Raw genomic sequence first — 16333 nt, 5'->3', positions numbered from 1 at the left:
CGCAGCATTAAACCGTATTGGTCGAAGGCAGTCAACGGCTTTATCAACGAAATCAGGTAAAACGCGTCTGGTTGCTGGCTTTTCGGTCAAAGGGCATGAAAATTGCACCAAGACTGTCAGCGTTCGGCGGCGGCAGTGTGCCGCCACGAGTGAGTTTAGCTTAATGCCCCGTTCCTGCGACACTGGGCCACTTGTAAGATGTCCTCCGCCAGTCGCTTCGCGACAGATACGTCCTGTAGCTGACGTTTTACCAGCAGTTTACTCAGGCAACCCTCCTGAATCAGCTCCATCTGCTGTGCCACCATATCGGCGTCATCGGCGTCCATTTCACGCAGTAGATCACGGGTCAGATCCAACGATGTCAGCTTCTGTTGTTCCGCTAACTGATGGATAGGGTGGTCCACCTCTGGGAAGAAACTGCAGGCGGCAATAAACAGGCAACCTGGGTAGCGGTCATGTTTGACGTATTCTTCCAGAACGTCATAGCGCGCCAGCAGCTTTTGTTGTGGACTTAGGGTTTCGTCCAATAATAATTGGCGGCGCCAAGTGTCAATTTGCTGACCGTGATAACGCAGGCAGTCATACAATAATGCTTCGCGATCCGGCCAGAATCGCTTCAGGTCACTCGGTTGCACGTCGAGTTTATCTGCCAACATTTCTAATGTGGCGGTCGCCAGGCCCTGTTGTTCCAACAGCCCCAGTGCCGTATCAAGAACATGTTCACGTTGCACTTGTGCTCCCTCCAAATTCGGTTCTGAATTTCAGTGTTATTTATTGCACCACTTTCTGCAAATGCGCGTTGAACGCCGCTGCATTCATAAATCCGGTTACTCGTTGGTTTGTTAACTCTTGTCCCGCACCATTAAAGAACAGAATTGTCGGTAATCCCAAGACTTTTAGGTGTTTGAGAAGCGCGACCTGATCAGTATTGTTGGCGGTCACATCGGCTTGCAGCAGCACTGTATTGGAAAGTGTTGTCTGAACCGCTGTATCGCTGAAGGTGTACTTTTCGAACTCCTTGCAGGCTACACACCAATCTGCGTATAGATCCAGCATTACTGGCTTCCCTTGCGCTTGTTGTAGCGCAAGATTGAGCTCTTCTACATTATTAATACGCGTGAAATTCAAATGTTGCACTGTAGCTTGTTGTACGCTGTTGGCACCAAACGCCCAGTCTTGTAGCGGGCGTGCGGTAATCACCGCCGCTGCCAGCAGCAGTAATTGCAACGCGCGCACCCAGCCGCGGGAATTTTTCAGACTTAACGTGAATGCCCAACCGAAGAACGCCAGGCCGAGCAGGCTCCACAACCGCAGCCCCCACAAGTCGCCAATGACGCGTTCCAACAAGAATACTGGCAACGCCAGGATCACAAAGCCAAAGGCTTCTTTGACATACTGCATCCATGGACCGCTACGCGGCAACAGGCGATTGCCGAACAGCGTCACTAACACCAGTGGAATACCCATGCCTAATGCGTAGAGGTACAACGTACCTCCGCCAGCCCACATGTTACCGCTCTGGGCAATGTACAGCAGGATAGCGCTGAGCGGCGCAGTGGTGCACGGAGAACAAATCAGCCCAGCCAGCGCGCCCATCAGGAATACGCCAGGTAACGAACCGCCTTGTTGGGTGTTGCTCCAGCCCGCCAGTCGTGTTTGTAGTGAAGAAGGCAATTGCAGCGAATACAGACCGAACATCGACAATGCCAATGCGATAAACAGTATCGACAGCCCGATGAGAACATACGGGTGTTGCAGTGCTGCCTGGAACTGTAGCCCGGCAGCGGCAACCACTAAACCCAGCAGGGTGTAGGTGAGCGCCATACCTTGAACATACACCACGGACAGCGCCAGTATGCGCCCACTGCTGTGCGGTTTTTCACGCCCAAGGATGATGCCGGAAATCAGCGGATACATCGGCAGTACACAGGGGGTAAAGGCAATACCAATACCAATTAGCAGTGCCCACAGAGGGGAGAATGGCAGACTGGCTGGTGCAGGTGCTTCAGGCGCAACGGCAGGTGGCGCGGTGTCGGTACTTACGGCATCCAAAGGGATCACCCGCGTTTCCGGTGGGTAGCAGAAACCCGCTTCGGCGCAGCCCTGATAAGTTACACTCAGGCTGGCACCACTGACCGCATGCTGTAAGGGTATGGGCAGAATAAGCTGTTGTTTGAAAATAGCCACTTCGCCGAAGAACTCATCTTTATGACTCAGCCCGGCGGGCAGCTTAAAGGCCCCTAACGTCGCTTGCTGTGGCACCAGTTTGATCTGCTGGCGGTACAGGTAATATCCGGGGCGGATTTGCCAGTTTAGCGTGAGCTGGTGGTCTTGCTGCTTAAAATCAAAGGCAAAAGCCTGATCGACGGGCACGAATTGGCTGCCACCATTTTGGGTGAACAACGATGCCTGAGCCGCCTGTGGCAAAAAAAACAGGCTGCAAAGCAGAAATATCAATTTAATGAGGCGTTGATCCATAACAGGTAGTCTTTATCTCCAGCCATCACCGGCAGCACCAGCAGCTCGGGCGTTTGATACGGGTGATGTTGTTTCAAGTAGTTGAGCAGGGCGTCTTGGTGGTGGCGATCGCTTTTGAACAGCATTTGCACTTCGTACTCCTGTTCCAGTTTCCCTTCCCAGTAGTACAACGATGATGCGCCGGGTAGCAGCGTGGCGCAAGCCGCCAGCTTTTCTCCCAAGACCCGGGCTGCCAGGTCTTGTGCCGTGGCTTCATCGGGTGCGGTGCAGAGTATGACGATAGCTTCGCAATCAGACATCTTCGGCCCTCTCATCCAAATTATCAGTGGGCACTATACCTTGAAGGACGGTCGGCTAGAAGGCGAGTTTATCGCCAGTGGGGCAGGGTTGGGGGAAACCGGGGCGGTAAGCCCCGGTGAACGCATTACAGCATTACGCTACCAAGCAGGAAACCGAATAGCACCGCTAATATCACTCCGATGGTGCCCGGAATAAAGAATGGGTGGTTAAATACAAAGCGCCCGATGCGCGTGGTGCCGGTGTCATCCATCTGCACTGCCGCGACCAGTGTTGGGTAGGTTGGCAGGATGAACAGACCGGAGACGGCGGCGAAAGACGCTACGGCGGTCAGTGGCGATACATTTAGTGCCAGCGCCATTGGCATCAACGCCTTGGCAGTGGCCGCCTGAGAGTACAGCAGCGCCGAGCAGAAGAAGAAGATCACGGCCAGCAGCCATGGGTGTGATTGAATCACGCTGCCTGCTGTCTCTTTGATCCAGTCAATATTGGCCTGCACGAAAGTATCACCCAACCAAGCCACGCCCAGAATACAGATACAGGCGCTCATACCGGCCTTGAAGGTGCTGGAGTTCAGCACGGAATCAGTATCGACGCGGCACAATAGCGTCGTCAGGGTGGCTACGCTCAGCATGATGATCAAAATCGCGTTGGTGGTGTTCATCAAGGGTTTTGCTACCAGGCCCAGGCCTGGGCTGTTGATGATGGCGTAGGCGACCACGCACAGCACACCCAGCAGGAACAGCAACACAGAGACTTTGGCACGTGGCTTGATTTCCATTACCTTGTTGCCGCGCAGAGTCACCAGGCCTTCTTCAAGGCGCTTCAGGTACACCGGGTCGTCAGACAATTTAGAATCGAACAGCCAGCTCACCAGCAACGACATCACCAGTACAGCGCAGAAAGTTGAAGGCATTACCACCATCAGCAGATGCAGATAGCTGACACCGTGGCCTTCCATCACGGAAGACATGTAAACCACAGCAGCTGAAATGGGTGAGGCAGTGATGGCAATCTGAGCGGAAACCACGGCGGTAGACAGTGGGCGGCAAGGCTTGATGCCCTGTTCTTTCGCCACTTCTGCAATGACGGGCAGTGCGGAAAGGGAGATGTTGCCGGTACCGGCAAAGATGGTCAGAAAATAGGTGACGATCGGCGCTAAAATCGTGATGTGTTTTGGATTCTTGCGCAGCAGTTTTTCAGTTTGCTGCACCAAATAATCCATACCGCCAGCGACCTGCATTGCTGAGATCGCGGCAATTACAGCCATGATGATAGAAATCACGTCGAAAGGGATGCTACCGGGCTTCACGCCAATCAGCGCCAAGACCAAAACCCCGAGACCGCCTGCAAATCCAATTCCGATACCGCCCAGCCTGGCCCCTAAAAAAATGGCCAGCAGAACGATAACCAATTCTACGGCTAACATAGTGTCTACTCCTTAAAATGAGCTTTGCCCTTCATTCTTGATGCCGCATCTGCGTTGGCTACCAGTACTCACCCCAGTCACTTACTTGAGTAAGCGCCTCGGGATTCACTCTCTTGCCGCCTTGATGTAGCCCCAATTATTTTGGGTGTAAATTGAAAATAAAAAGTTAAATTTTTGTGGGCGATGGAAAGTAAAAAGGCACGCTATCCAGGGGATTTAGCGTGCCTTTTTGGCTACCGGGTGTATCTGCTATTGTTCATTTTCATCCGTATAGCGTTTGGCTTTATAGGCCGGGTGCATCAAGTTCTCCACGGAGAAGATGTCATCCAACTCGGCTTCAGTCAGCAAACCGCGTTCCAATACGACTTCACGTACGGTTTTACCTGTTTCGGCGCAGATCTTCCCGACGATGTCACCATTGTGGTGGCCAATGAACGGGTTCAGATAGGTGACGATACCGATAGAATTGAAGACGTAGTGTTCGCACACTTCTTTATTCGCGGTGATGCCGTTAATGCATTTTTCCAGCAGGTTATAGCATGCGTTGGTCAGGATATGGATAGACTCAAACATGGCCTGGCCAATGACCGGCTCCATCACGTTCAACTGCAATTGGCCTGCTTCGGCCGCCATGGTAACGCAAGTGTCGTTGCCAATCACCTTGAAACACACCTGATTGACCACTTCCGGGATAACCGGGTTCACTTTGGCTGGCATGATAGAGGAACCCGCCTGCAGTTCCGGCAGGTTGATTTCGTTCAAGCCGGCGCGTGGCCCTGAAGACAGCAGGCGCAGGTCATTACAGATTTTAGACAGTTTAACCGCCAGGCGTTTCAGTGCGCTGTGTACCATCACATAAGCGCCGCAGTCTGAGGTGGCCTCGATCAAATCTTCGGCTGGCACCACCGGCAGATTACTGATTTCTGCCAGTTTCTGGACTGCCAATTGTGGGTAACCTTCAGGGGTGTTCAGCGCTGTACCAATCGCGGTGGCGCCCAGGTTCACTTCCAGCAATAGCTCAGCAGTGCGATGCAGGTTGCGGGTTTCTTCTTTCAGCAGGACGCTGAAAGCGTGGAATTCCTGGCCCAGAGTCATAGGGACGGCATCCTGCAGCTGGGTACGACCCATTTTCAGGATGTTTTCAAATTCTTTGGCCTTATGGTCAAAACCTTCGCGCAGTTGGTTGATGGCGTCGATCAGCTTTTGGTTGGAGGCGTAAACTGCAATGCGGAAACCGGTCGGGTAGGCGTCGTTAGTGGATTGGCATTTGTTGAGGTGGTCGTTAGGGTTCAGGTATTGATATTCCCCTTTCTGATGACCCATCAATTCCAGACCGATATTCGCCAGTACTTCGTTGGTGTTCATGTTCAGAGAAGTGCCTGCGCCGCCCTGGAACACGTCTACCGGGAACTGGTCCATGCATTTGCCTTTATCCAGCACTTCGTCACAGGCCTGGATGATGACATCAGCGATTTTACGCGGAATGGTTTTTAGTTCTTTGTTCGCCATCGCTGCGGCTTTTTTTACCATCACCATGCCACGAACAAATTCGGGCACATCGCTAATTTTGCTGTTGCTGATATAGAAGTTTTCAATCGCACGCAGAGTGTGAACACCGTAATAGGCTTCTGCGGGGACTTCACGTGTTCCTAACAGGTCTTCTTCGATACGAATGTTATTTGACATGAGAACCTTCTTTAAATTGCTGCCGAATTAATTAATTGTCAGGTAACCAAATTATGTTGCCGAAGGCTTCAGGCGTGAAACGATTAACCATAGTGCCCGTTGCTGCCCAGATCATATGCTGGTTAGTAATAAATGACTGAATCCAGATCACCTTCTGGGCCTTCTTAAATCACGTGTTTCGTGTTCTGTGATCTCATTCACGTTTACTAACTTTAGCAATAAAAAAGGGCCTTTGGTTGAAATGGCTACCGGCTGACCCCATTGTATTGAGGTCGGCCGTTTACCGGCCTCTTTTTCCGCGTTGTCGCCCTTGTGCGGCTGCGCAACGCTACCAGAGGAGAACCAGGTGCGCTGGTTACCGTTACTGCTGATATTTCTGTTGGCTTACATAGAAATATCCCTATTTATCAAAGTTGCCGCCGTATTGGGTGTGGCGATTACTCTGTTGCTGGTGGTGTTCACCTCCTGTGTCGGTATTTCGTTGGTGCGCAATCAGGGCATGAAAACTTTCATGCAAATGCAACAGAAACTGGCCGCCGGTGAAAGCCCAGCAGCGGAGATGGTGAAGAGTGTTTCGCTGGTGCTGGCGGGCTTCCTGCTGCTGGTCCCGGGCTTCTTTACTGACTTCCTCGGTCTGCTGTTGCTATTGCCGCCAGTGCAGAAGTCGCTGACGTTGAAGTTGATGCCGCATCTGTCCGTCTACCGCCCTGGTGGTTGGGGACAAGGGGGCGACGCTGCCAATGGCAACACCTTCGACGGCGAATTTCAGCGTAAGAATGACGATCGTTATACGTTGGATCACCAACCTGACGATCATGACAAGCGTAACGATCGCTGAAAAAACGCGGCTCAGGCCGCGTTTTTTGTATCTGTAGCCCAGTATTGCCATTAAAAGCGAAAATTTTTTTGGCCGGCCCCTTGAAGGGGGATGGAATGCCCCCATTTCAAATTCCACGAGGCCGGTAATAACAATCCGGTGACAACCCTAAATCTGATAGAGACCTTCTTACAGGAGAGCGTTCAATGAGTATTCGTCCATTGCATGACCGCGTTATCGTCAAGCGCAAAGAAGTTGAATCAAAATCTGCTGGCGGCATCGTTCTGACTGGCTCTGCAGCGGGTAAATCTACTCGTGGTGAAGTAGTTGCAGTTGGTAAAGGACGTGTTCTGGAAAGCGGCAACATCCAGCCGCTGGATGTAAAAGTTGGCGATATCGTGATTTTCAACGACGGCTACGGCGTGAAAGCAGAGAAGATCGACAATGAAGAAGTGTTGATCATGTCCGAAAGCGACATTCTGGCAATTGTTGAAGCGTAATTACGCTTTTATCTTCTGAACTGAACGAGTTGAAGGGAAATACCAATGGCAGCTAAAGACGTAAAATTCGGCAATGACGCTCGCGTGAAAATGCTCCGCGGTGTGAATGTTCTCGCTGATGCAGTAAAAGTGACCCTGGGCCCGAAAGGCCGTAACGTAGTGCTGGATAAATCCTTCGGCGCTCCTACCATCACTAAAGATGGCGTATCTGTTGCTCGTGAAATCGAACTGGAAGACAAGTTTGAAAACATGGGCGCGCAAATGGTGAAAGAAGTTGCCTCTAAAGCGAACGACGCTGCAGGCGACGGTACCACCACTGCAACCGTACTGGCTCAATCCATCATCACCGAAGGCCTGAAAGCAGTGGCTGCCGGCATGAACCCGATGGATCTGAAGCGCGGCATCGACAAAGCGGTTATCGCTGCTGTTGAAGAGCTGAAAAAACTGTCCGTACCTTGTTCTGACTCCAAAGCTATCGCTCAGGTAGGCACTATCTCTGCAAACTCCGACGAAACCGTGGGTAAACTGATTGCAGAAGCGATGGAAAAAGTGGGTAAAGAAGGCGTCATCACCGTTGAAGAAGGCACTGGCCTGCAAGACGAGCTGGACGTGGTTGAAGGTATGCAGTTCGATCGTGGCTACCTGTCTCCATACTTCATCAATAAACCAGAAACAGGTTCTATTGAGCTGGAAAGCCCGTTCATCCTGCTGGCAGACAAGAAAATCTCCAACATCCGTGAAATGCTGCCAGTACTGGAAGCCGTAGCGAAAGCAGGCAAACCACTGCTGATCATTGCTGAGGATGTTGAAGGCGAAGCACTGGCTACTCTGGTCGTTAACACCATGCGCGGCATCGTGAAAGTGGCTGCGGTTAAAGCACCTGGTTTCGGCGACCGTCGTAAAGCCATGCTGCAGGACATCGCTACCCTGACTGCCGGTACCGTTATCTCTGAAGAGATCGGTCTGGAGCTGGAAAAAGCGACCCTGGAAGACCTGGGCCAGGCTAAGCGTGTTGTGATCAACAAAGACACCACCATCATCATCGATGGCGTGGGCGACGAAGCGACTATCAAAGGCCGCGTTACCCAGATCCGTCAACAGATCGAAGAAGCGACCTCTGACTACGATCGTGAAAAACTGCAAGAGCGTGTCGCTAAACTGGCTGGCGGCGTTGCCGTTATCAAAGTTGGCGCAGCAACTGAAGTTGAAATGAAAGAGAAGAAAGCACGCGTTGAAGATGCCCTGCACGCAACCCGTGCTGCGGTTGAAGAGGGCGTGGTTGCTGGCGGTGGTGTTGCACTGATCCGTGTAGCAAGCAAAATCGCTAACCTGAAAGGCGACAACGAAGACCAGAACGTCGGTATCAAGGTTGCTCTGCGCGCAATGGAATCTCCACTGCGTCAGATCGTAATCAACGCCGGTGAAGAAGCTTCCGTGATTGCTAACAACGTGAAAGCAGGCGAAGGCAGCTACGGCTACAACGCTTACACCGAAGAATACGGCGACATGATCGCGATGGGTATCCTGGATCCAACCAAAGTAACCCGTTCTGCTCTGCAGTACGCGGCTTCTGTGGCTGGCCTGATGATCACCACCGAATGCATGGTAACCGACCTGCCAAAAAGCGACGCACCTGATTTAGGTGGCGCTGGTGGTATGGGCGGCATGGGCGGCATGGGCGGCATGATGTAATCATCCCCCACGTTAGCGTGTGCAAAAGCCCCGGCCAATTGGTCGGGGCTTTTTTTTGCGTGCTTTATCGCACGGCTTTTGATGATATTTTTGCAGACCGGACTGATTTAGCTGGTAAACTGATCTTTCATCAGCTGTCGCTCAAGACGTTGGCCAGCACCAGTGGCAACGGATGCTTAAGAGATGGCAACGCTTTCTGATAAGCTTTTGCGAAATTCTCAAATAGATGGGGAACAAGATGCGGATTAAAGCCTTACTGGGTCTTTCGGCAGCCGTGCTGCTGGCAGGTTGCAGCAGCACCAATGAACTGTCCGCCGCAGGCCAACAGGTTAAATTCACTGACACCAAACCGGCAGCAGAATGCCAGCTGGTGGGCGAAGTGACCGGCACTCAGAGCAACTGGTTGTCAGGTAACGGTGGTGAAGGTAGTTCCATGCGTGGGGCGGCAAACGATCTGCGTAATAAAGCTGCGGCAATGGGTGGCAATGTGATTTATGGTGCAACCAGCCCAAGCCAGAACTTGCTATCAAGCTTTGCCCCATTAGACAGCAAAATGGTCGGCCAGGTTTATAAGTGCCCGTAACATAATACTGTTTACAACATGGCATAAAAAAGAGGCATGCTCAGGCATGCCTCTTTTTGTATCGATAAACCGTCACGGTCAGTCTTGCATCAGGTGCAGATCGAGCGGGGTTTTGCTTGGCTTACCGCCGACTTCACGGGTAAGGCGAGGCACCATATAGCCAGAAACCTTGCTCAGCAGTGACTGCATGATCTTACGCGCCTCGTCATCACTGACCATAAAGTGCGCGGCTCCCTGTACCTTATCTAGCACGTGGATATAGTACGGCAGAATACCGGCGTCGAATAACGCGTTACTCAGCGCCGCCAGCGTGTCAGCATTGTCATTAATGCCACGCAGCAGCACGCTTTGATTCAGCAACGTGACACCGGCCAGACGCAGTTGTGCCATGCTGGCCTGAAGTTCACGGTCAATCTCATTGGCATGGTTGATATGCGTTACCATCAACACCTGTAGGCGTGATGCTGATAGCCTCTGGCATAGCTCAGGCGTAATACGTGCAGGGATAACGACGGGTAAGCGGGTATGAATACGCAGCCGTTTCAGGTGCGTAATGGCTTCTAACTCGCCGATCAGCCAGTCCAGTTCATGGTCTTTCGCCATCAACGGGTCACCACCGGAGAAAATAATCTCATCCAGTTCTGGGTGTTGGCGGATATAATCCAGCGCCTGACGCCAGTTGGCCTTGTTGCCCTGGTTGTCCTGATACGGGAAATGGCGGCGGAAGCAGTAACGGCAGTTGACCGCACAGCCGCCTTTAACCAACAGCAAAGCACGATTACGGTATTTATGCAGCAGGCCTGGCACCACACTACGTTGTTCATCCAGTGGGTCGTTTGTGAAGCCAGGCGCATTGATGAACTCTTCGCTGGCAGTCAGTACCTGGCGCAGTAAGGGGTCATCGGGATCGCCGGGACGCATGCGTGCGGCGAAGGCGCGTGGTACGCGCAGTGCGAACAGGCGTCGGGCTTCGCGGCCCTGCGGCAGCTCTGGATGCGTATTCAGTGATAAAAGCTGCAGTAATTCATCGGGATCGGTAATAACATCGGCGAGTTGATGCAACCAATCTTCTCTATATGCCGTACTTTGGGTTATAATGTGTGCCATTTTTTTGGCTAAGCTACCAGTTTAAATATTCAGAGGGCCATCATGGCGACTTATTCTAGCAACGATTTCCGTCCGGGTCTTAAAATCATGTTCGAGGGTGAACCTTACGCCATCGAATCCAGTGAGTTCGTTAAGCCGGGCAAAGGCCAGGCGTTTGCACGCGTTAAAATGCGTCGTCTGCTGACCGGCAGCCGCGTTGAAAAAACCTTCAAATCTACTGACTCTTGCGAAGGCGCAGACGTTGTAGATACCAACATGAACTACCTGTACAACGACGGTGAGTTCTACCACTTCATGCACCCTGAGACTTTCGAGCAGCACGGTGTTGAAGAAAAAACTGTTTCTGATGCGGCAAAATGGCTGCAAGATAACGCAGAATGTATCGTTACCCTGTGGGACGGTCGTCCTATCGCGGTTCAGCCGCCGAACTTCATCGAAGCTGAAATCACTGATACCGATCCAGGCCTGAAAGGCGACACTGCTGGTACCGGCGGCAAGCCTGCTACCCTGAGCACTGGCGCTGTGGTTAAGGTTCCATTGTTCGTACAGATTGGCGAAGTTGTCCGTGTTGACACCCGCTCTGGCGAATACGTTTCACGCGTTAAATAAGTTTCAACACAAAGGAGCCAAGCTTGGCTCCTTTGTTTTATCCCTTCCCGTATATTGTTGGCAGAATCTGCATAATGAAGAAAACGCTGTTAGCCGTTGTCTCCTTATTGTTACTGATGTCCCTTAGCGGTTGTAATACTTTCCGTGGCTTCGGTGAAGACGTTCAGCACCTGGGTGGCGCTATCTCGCGTACGGCCAGTTAATAACTATTAATTTAATTAATGTATTTGTGCGAAATAAAACCATTTTAAACAGCAACTCCCGTTAATATTTACTAAGCTTAGAAAGCTGTACTTATTCATCACTGACAAATAAGGACTTTCATATGCTGAAGAAAAGTATTATCGCGATTTTCTCTTTGATGTTCTTAGCCTCATTGACCGCATGCAATACCACTCAAGGCGTGGGCGAAGATATTCAGGCTGGCGGTAAGGCCATCCAGCGCAGCGCGGAATAGCCCGCATTCTTGATCCTGGTGGTATTTCCCTCGGTGGGATACCACCGCATCGTCAAACCTGCTTGCCTGCCTGTTTACGGGCCTGATATCCTGCCTCTGGCGGCTCTCCTTGCCCGTCACTTCTCATAAAACTGAACGGGACGACCCGTTTGCGTGTCATTGTTCGGGGACGACCCCACAGTTATGGAGGCCGTCTCATGGCTTGGATTATTTTACTTATCGCGGGATTACTTGAAGTTGTATGGGCTATTGGCCTGAAATACACCCATGGATTTACCCGCCTGACGCCAAGCATCATTACTGTCGTTGCAATGGTGGTCAGTATGGTGCTGTTGGCGAACGCGATGAAAACGCTACCTGCGGGCACCGCTTATGCCGTGTGGACGGGGATCGGCGCTGTGGGGGCGGCGATTATGGGGATGGTATTGCTGGGGGAGTCGACCAATATTGCACGTATTATCAGCCTGTGCCTGATTGTTGTCGGCATACTCGGGCTGAAGTTCAGCAGTCATTGATTCTGAGATTGCTTCACCCAGATTAGCTTATCCGTATCAAAGCCGTTGTTTTTCGCGGTTTGTACTAATCTGTCGCGCGTGGCGGCATCTAGCGTCGGCGTGCGCGACAGAATCCACAAATACCCCCGGTTTGGGCCGCAAACCAGTGCGTAGCGATAATTCGCATCCAACTCAATCACGTTATAACCACCGTAGAAGGGCCCAAAAAAGGACACCTTAAGTGCGGCTACCTGCGGTGATCCAGTAAAGTAGGCCTTGCCTGTGCTTTCCTGCCATTGTTGTTTTTGCACATTAAAACCTCGATTAACCACTTTGAGGCCACCGTCTTCGCGTGGGCTGTAATGGGCGGTGACCTGCTCAAGGCCGCGTTCAAAGCGATGATCAAAGCGAGCAATCTCATACCAGGTACCGAGGTAACGTTTGCTGTCGAAATCATTCACTACTTTGATATTCTGTGGTGGAGAAACGCTGCAAGCGGCGGAAAGTAAAGCGGGAATAATCGAGCATAGCTTTGACCGAAAACGCATGGGTTACTCCTGTTTACCGGATTGAAATAAACAGTTTAGCCTAAAGGCAAAGCAGGCGACCAACGGGAGTTGGCCGCCAGATGTGTTTTATAGAGTAACCACGCCAATCACGGTGACTACGCTGAGGATTGCCGCCAGACCGTAGAATACCCACTTGCCCGCTGGCACGTGGATTTTCAGATCGTGCATCGCGTGGTGGATACGGTGTAGACCGCACCACAGTGGCAGGATGATCATCAACAGCAGGAACAGGCGACCGATCAGGCTCTGGCAGAAGGCCAGCACGCGGTCATAACCGAGTGCATCTCCGGGGAACCATCCCAGCGGCAGCAGAATACCGACCAGCAACACGATAGCGGGCGCGATGATTGCCCCCCACATGCCTCCGGCGCCGAATAATCCCCAGAAAACCGGTTCGTCTGAGCGTTTAGGTGCTTGATTTATCATGTTTCCTCCGGATTACAGCAAGGCCACGGCCAGGATGACCACGCTGGCGACCAGCGTTACCGCCCACAGCGCTTTGACGATAGGCCCAGGCCCCATTTTCTCGCTGTTGACCACGATATTGGCGGCTTTCGGTGCCAAATCGAACCAGGTTTTGGTGTGCAGCAGCGCCGCCAGCAGGGCGACCACGTTAATCAGCAGCACCAATGGGTTTTGCAGAAAACCGACGAAACCTGCCCAGCTATCCGCTCCGCCTTTCAGCGCAAAAACGCCGTAGATCAGCACGATGCTGAACCACACTGCTGGCACCGAGGTCCCTTCACGCAGCATATAGAAACGGTAGAAGCCGAGCTTTTGCCACCAGGTCGGCGTCATGGTGCGCACATAGGGCTTACGTTGTGTTGTCATTGCTGTTTATCTCCCTTATTGCGGCTTCAGCATGGCGATCATGAAGTCTTTGGCGCTTTCCACCTTGCCCTGCTGAATAGCAGCGGCCGGATCAACGTGTTTTGGACAGACTTCAGAACAATAGCCAACAAAGGTGCAGCTCCAGACGCCGTTCTGGCCGTTGAGCTGTGCCATGCGCTGTTTCTGGCCGTGGTCGCGGTTATCCAGGTTGTAGCGATGCGCCAGGGTGATAGCCGCAGGACCAATAAACTCTGGATTCAAACCGAACTGTGGACAGGCGGCGTAGCACAGACCACAGTTGATGCAACCGGAGAACTGGTGATACTTGGCCATCTGCGCAGGGGTTTGGACGTTAGGACCATCTTCCGGTTTACGGTTATTGCCGATGATATAAGGCTTAATGGCTTCCAGGCTTTCGATAAAGTGAGTCATATCGACCACCAAATCACGTTCAATCGGGAAGTTACCTAATGCCTCTACTTTCATACCGTCGGTATATTCGCGCAGGAAGGTTTTGCATGCCAGTTTTGGCACGCGGTTGACCATCATGCCGCACGAGCCGCAGATCGCCATACGGCATGACCAGCGGTAGGAAAGGTCGGGTGCCAGGTTATCCTTGATGTAGCCCAGTGCGTCGAGCAACGAGGTCTGCTCATCATAAGGTACTGCGAAGGTCTCGAAATGCGGTTCGGCATCACGTTCTGGGTTATAGCGCATGACCTCGATTTTTAGCGTGTTCATCTCAGCCATTTGCCTGCTCCTTATCCTTTTTATCTTGCGCTTCGGCTTCAGCGCCGTACACACGTTTGGCCGGTGGCAGTTTGGTGATCTTCACGTCGCTGTATTCCAGGCGTGGTGCACCGTTCGGGTTATGGAACGCCAGTGTATGCTTCAGGAAATTCACGTCGTCACGTTCGGTACAGCCTTCATCCAGACGCTGGTGGGCGCCACGGGATTCTTTGCGGTTTATGGCCGAGTGTGCCATGCATTCGGCCACGTCCAGGCCGTAGCCCAACTCGATGGTGTACAGCAGATCGGTATTGAATACGCTGGAGCTGTCGGTGATTTTGACGCGCTTGAAACGTTCTTTCAGCTCAGCCAGTTTATCGACAGTTTTCTGCATCAATTCTGGTGTGCGGTAAATGCCACAGCCTTCTTCCATCGACATACCCATCTCGTCGCGGATCTTGGCCCAGTTCTCGTTGCCTTCCTGTTTCATCAGGTTGCTTAGCCGGGTTTCGACGTCACGCCCTTGCGCATCCAGCGCACTGCCGTTGGCCGGACCGCTTTCCAATGCCCGCCGTGCTGCGTGTTCACCGGCGACTCGGCCAAACACCACCAGTTCTGCCAGTGAGTTGGAGCCCAGGCGGTTAGCACCATGCAGGCCGACGGAAGAACATTCGCCGACGGCAAACAGCCCTTTGATGCGTGTTTCACAGTTTTGGTCGGTTTCAATGCCGCCCATGGTGTAGTGCGCAGTCGGACGCACCGGGATAGGCTCTTTCACCGGATCGACGCCGACATAGGCTTTGGCCAGTTCACAAATAAACGGCAAGCGCTCAAGCAGTTTCTTCTCACCCAGATGACGCAGGTCGAGATAAACCACGTCCCCACGCGGTGTTGGGACGGTGCGGCCAGCACGCCATTCGTGCCAGAAAGCTTGCGAAACTTTGTCGCGCGGGCCCAGTTCCATGTATTTATTCTTCGGTTCGCCCAGTGGGGTTTCTGGCCCCATACCGTAGTCTTGCAGATAGCGATAGCCGTCTTTATTCACCAGAATGCCGCCTTCACCACGACAACCTTCGGTCATCAGGATGCCGGAGCCTGGCAAGCCGGTCGGGTGATATTGGACGAATTCCATATCACGCAGCGGTATGCCGTGGTGGAACGCCATGCCCATGCCATCACCGGTAACGATGCCGCCGTTGGTGTTGTAGCGGTATACGCGTCCAGCACCACCGGTCGCCATAATCACTGCATTGGCGCGGATCTGCACGCGGGTGCCTTCCATCATGTTCATCGCCACCAGGCCACGGGCCTGACCGTCATCCACCAGAATATCCAGTACAAAATGCTCGTCAAAACGCTGGATTTGCGGGTATTTGAGTGACGTCTGGAACAGGGTGTGCAGCATATGGAAGCCGGTTTTATCGGCGGCGAACCAGGTGCGTTCAATCTTCATGCCGCCGAAGCGACGCACGTTGACTGAACCGTCTGGTTTACGGCTCCACGGGCAACCCCACTGTTCAAGTTGGATCATTTCACGTGGGCAGTTGTGAACGAAATGGTCGACGACGTCCTGTTCACACAACCAATCGCCACCGGCAACGGTGTCGTTAAAGTGGTAGTCAAAGGTATCGTGATCCTGAGTAACGGCGGCGGAGCCCCCTTCGGCGGCCACGGTATGACTGCGCATCGGGTAAACTTTAGAGATCAGCGCGATTTTCAGTTGGGGATTGGCTTCCGCTGCGGCTATTGCTGCACGTAAACCAGCACCCCCGGCCCCAATAATGGCAAGATCGGCGTTAAAGGTTTGCACTGCATTCCTCCAATATTCTTGTTAAGAACGGCAAATTAAATATCTATGCTTAATATTTATAAAAATTCTTCGGGTGCTAACTAATTGAGTTCATTGTCGTTGCATAAAGACTAAGGATAGATATCTCCCACCAATAATGTGGAATTAACTATACCTAAAGATAAGTAGAAGAAATTTGATGTGATCGATTGTTTTGCCTTTTAACGCGAAGCAGGAAGGATAATTGCCTTCAAGGGGTATTTAAC

The 16333-nt window shown here is 52.3% G+C and carries 19 protein-coding genes; 8 read left to right on the top strand and 11 right to left on the bottom strand.

Features of this window, described 5'->3' with window-relative positions:
- Positions 1-155: 155 nt before the first annotated feature.
- From dicD to aspA, 5 genes are all read right to left on the bottom strand, one after another.
- A complete protein-coding gene (gene dicD / locus SGR01S_RS11720; protein ID WP_037425894.1) occupies positions 156-731 on the bottom strand; it encodes a division control transcriptional repressor DicD in 576 nt (191 codons plus the stop codon).
- A 40-nt stretch (positions 732-771) separates the two neighbouring features.
- Positions 772-2478, bottom strand: coding sequence for a protein-disulfide reductase DsbD (locus SGR01S_RS11715; protein WP_061807522.1), 1707 nt, complete (start codon positions 2476-2478; stop codon positions 772-774).
- The gene (gene cutA, locus SGR01S_RS11710; RefSeq protein ID WP_037425900.1) at positions 2454-2777 is read right to left on the bottom strand and encodes a divalent cation tolerance protein CutA; all 324 of its coding nucleotides are present in this window, start codon (positions 2775-2777) and stop codon (positions 2454-2456) included. Before cutA ends, SGR01S_RS11715 begins: the two co-directional genes overlap by 25 nt.
- Before the next feature lie 125 nt (positions 2778-2902).
- Positions 2903-4204: an anaerobic C4-dicarboxylate transporter gene (locus tag SGR01S_RS11705; RefSeq protein ID WP_037425903.1), complete on the bottom strand. Its 1302-nt coding sequence runs from the start codon at positions 4202-4204 to the stop codon at positions 2903-2905.
- A gap of 249 nt (positions 4205-4453) precedes the next feature.
- Complete coding sequence (gene aspA / locus SGR01S_RS11700) at positions 4454-5890, bottom strand: aspartate ammonia-lyase (RefSeq protein WP_061807521.1); 1437 nt, start codon at positions 5888-5890, stop codon at positions 4454-4456.
- A gap of 346 nt (positions 5891-6236) precedes the next feature.
- Here aspA and SGR01S_RS11695 point away from each other — a divergent pair, with 346 nt between their 5' ends.
- From SGR01S_RS11695 to SGR01S_RS11680, 4 genes are all read left to right on the top strand, one after another.
- Complete coding sequence (locus tag SGR01S_RS11695) at positions 6237-6728, top strand: FxsA family protein (RefSeq protein WP_037425908.1); 492 nt, start codon at positions 6237-6239, stop codon at positions 6726-6728.
- Positions 6729-6913: 185 nt separating this feature from the next.
- Positions 6914-7207, top strand: coding sequence for a co-chaperone GroES (locus SGR01S_RS11690; RefSeq protein ID WP_004952634.1), 294 nt, complete (start codon positions 6914-6916; stop codon positions 7205-7207).
- 45 nt (positions 7208-7252) lie between these two features.
- Positions 7253-8899: a chaperonin GroEL gene (gene groL / locus SGR01S_RS11685; RefSeq protein WP_037425911.1), complete on the top strand. Its 1647-nt coding sequence runs from the start codon at positions 7253-7255 to the stop codon at positions 8897-8899.
- Between the two features lie 238 nt (positions 8900-9137).
- Positions 9138-9482: a DUF4156 domain-containing protein gene (locus SGR01S_RS11680; RefSeq protein WP_037425914.1), complete on the top strand. Its 345-nt coding sequence runs from the start codon at positions 9138-9140 to the stop codon at positions 9480-9482.
- Between the two features lie 78 nt (positions 9483-9560).
- Here the strand turns inward: SGR01S_RS11680 and epmB are convergent, their stop codons facing one another.
- Complete coding sequence (epmB, locus tag SGR01S_RS11675; protein ID WP_037425917.1) at positions 9561-10589, bottom strand: EF-P beta-lysylation protein EpmB; 1029 nt, start codon at positions 10587-10589, stop codon at positions 9561-9563.
- Between the two features lie 42 nt (positions 10590-10631).
- Between epmB and efp the strand changes: the two genes are divergently transcribed.
- From efp to sugE, 4 genes are all read left to right on the top strand, one after another.
- Positions 10632-11198 (top strand): elongation factor P, encoded by a 567-nt coding sequence (gene efp, locus SGR01S_RS11670; protein ID WP_004952647.1) that lies wholly within the window; start codon positions 10632-10634, stop codon positions 11196-11198.
- Between the two features lie 74 nt (positions 11199-11272).
- Positions 11273-11401: an entericidin A/B family lipoprotein gene (locus SGR01S_RS23725; protein ID WP_232103375.1), complete on the top strand. Its 129-nt coding sequence runs from the start codon at positions 11273-11275 to the stop codon at positions 11399-11401.
- A gap of 122 nt (positions 11402-11523) precedes the next feature.
- Positions 11524-11655 carry an entericidin A/B family lipoprotein gene (locus tag SGR01S_RS11665; protein WP_012004877.1) on the top strand — a complete coding sequence of 44 codons (132 nt, stop codon included), beginning with the start codon at positions 11524-11526 and terminating at the stop codon, positions 11653-11655.
- Between the two features lie 197 nt (positions 11656-11852).
- Positions 11853-12170 (top strand): quaternary ammonium compound efflux SMR transporter SugE, encoded by a 318-nt coding sequence (sugE, locus tag SGR01S_RS11660; RefSeq protein WP_037425920.1) that lies wholly within the window; start codon positions 11853-11855, stop codon positions 12168-12170.
- Here the strand turns inward: sugE and blc are convergent.
- From blc to frdA, 5 genes are all read right to left on the bottom strand, one after another.
- Entirely contained in the window at positions 12164-12697 is a 534-nt protein-coding gene (gene blc / locus SGR01S_RS11655; protein ID WP_061807520.1) for an outer membrane lipoprotein Blc, read from the bottom strand. The two genes, sugE and blc, sit on opposite strands and share 7 nt — an antisense overlap.
- An 87-nt stretch (positions 12698-12784) precedes the next feature.
- On the bottom strand, positions 12785-13144 hold the full coding sequence (gene frdD / locus SGR01S_RS11650) for a fumarate reductase subunit FrdD (protein WP_020824891.1): 360 nt from the start codon (positions 13142-13144) through the stop codon (positions 12785-12787).
- A gap of 12 nt (positions 13145-13156) precedes the next feature.
- Positions 13157-13549 (bottom strand): fumarate reductase subunit FrdC, encoded by a 393-nt coding sequence (gene frdC / locus SGR01S_RS11645; protein ID WP_037425927.1) that lies wholly within the window; start codon positions 13547-13549, stop codon positions 13157-13159.
- A gap of 15 nt (positions 13550-13564) precedes the next feature.
- The gene (locus SGR01S_RS11640; protein WP_037425930.1) at positions 13565-14299 is read right to left on the bottom strand and encodes a succinate dehydrogenase/fumarate reductase iron-sulfur subunit; all 735 of its coding nucleotides are present in this window, start codon (positions 14297-14299) and stop codon (positions 13565-13567) included.
- Positions 14292-16088: a fumarate reductase (quinol) flavoprotein subunit gene (gene frdA / locus SGR01S_RS11635; RefSeq protein ID WP_061807519.1), complete on the bottom strand. Its 1797-nt coding sequence runs from the start codon at positions 16086-16088 to the stop codon at positions 14292-14294. Before frdA ends, SGR01S_RS11640 begins: the two co-directional genes overlap by 8 nt.
- Between the last annotated feature and the right edge of the window lie 245 nt (positions 16089-16333).

It is taken from the genome of Serratia grimesii NBRC 13537 (assembly GCF_001590905.1).
Taxonomy (GTDB): Bacteria; Pseudomonadota; Gammaproteobacteria; order Enterobacterales; family Enterobacteriaceae; genus Serratia; species Serratia grimesii.
Note: the sequence above shows the minus strand (reverse complement) of the source record. Positions and strands in the feature narration are given on the sequence as shown.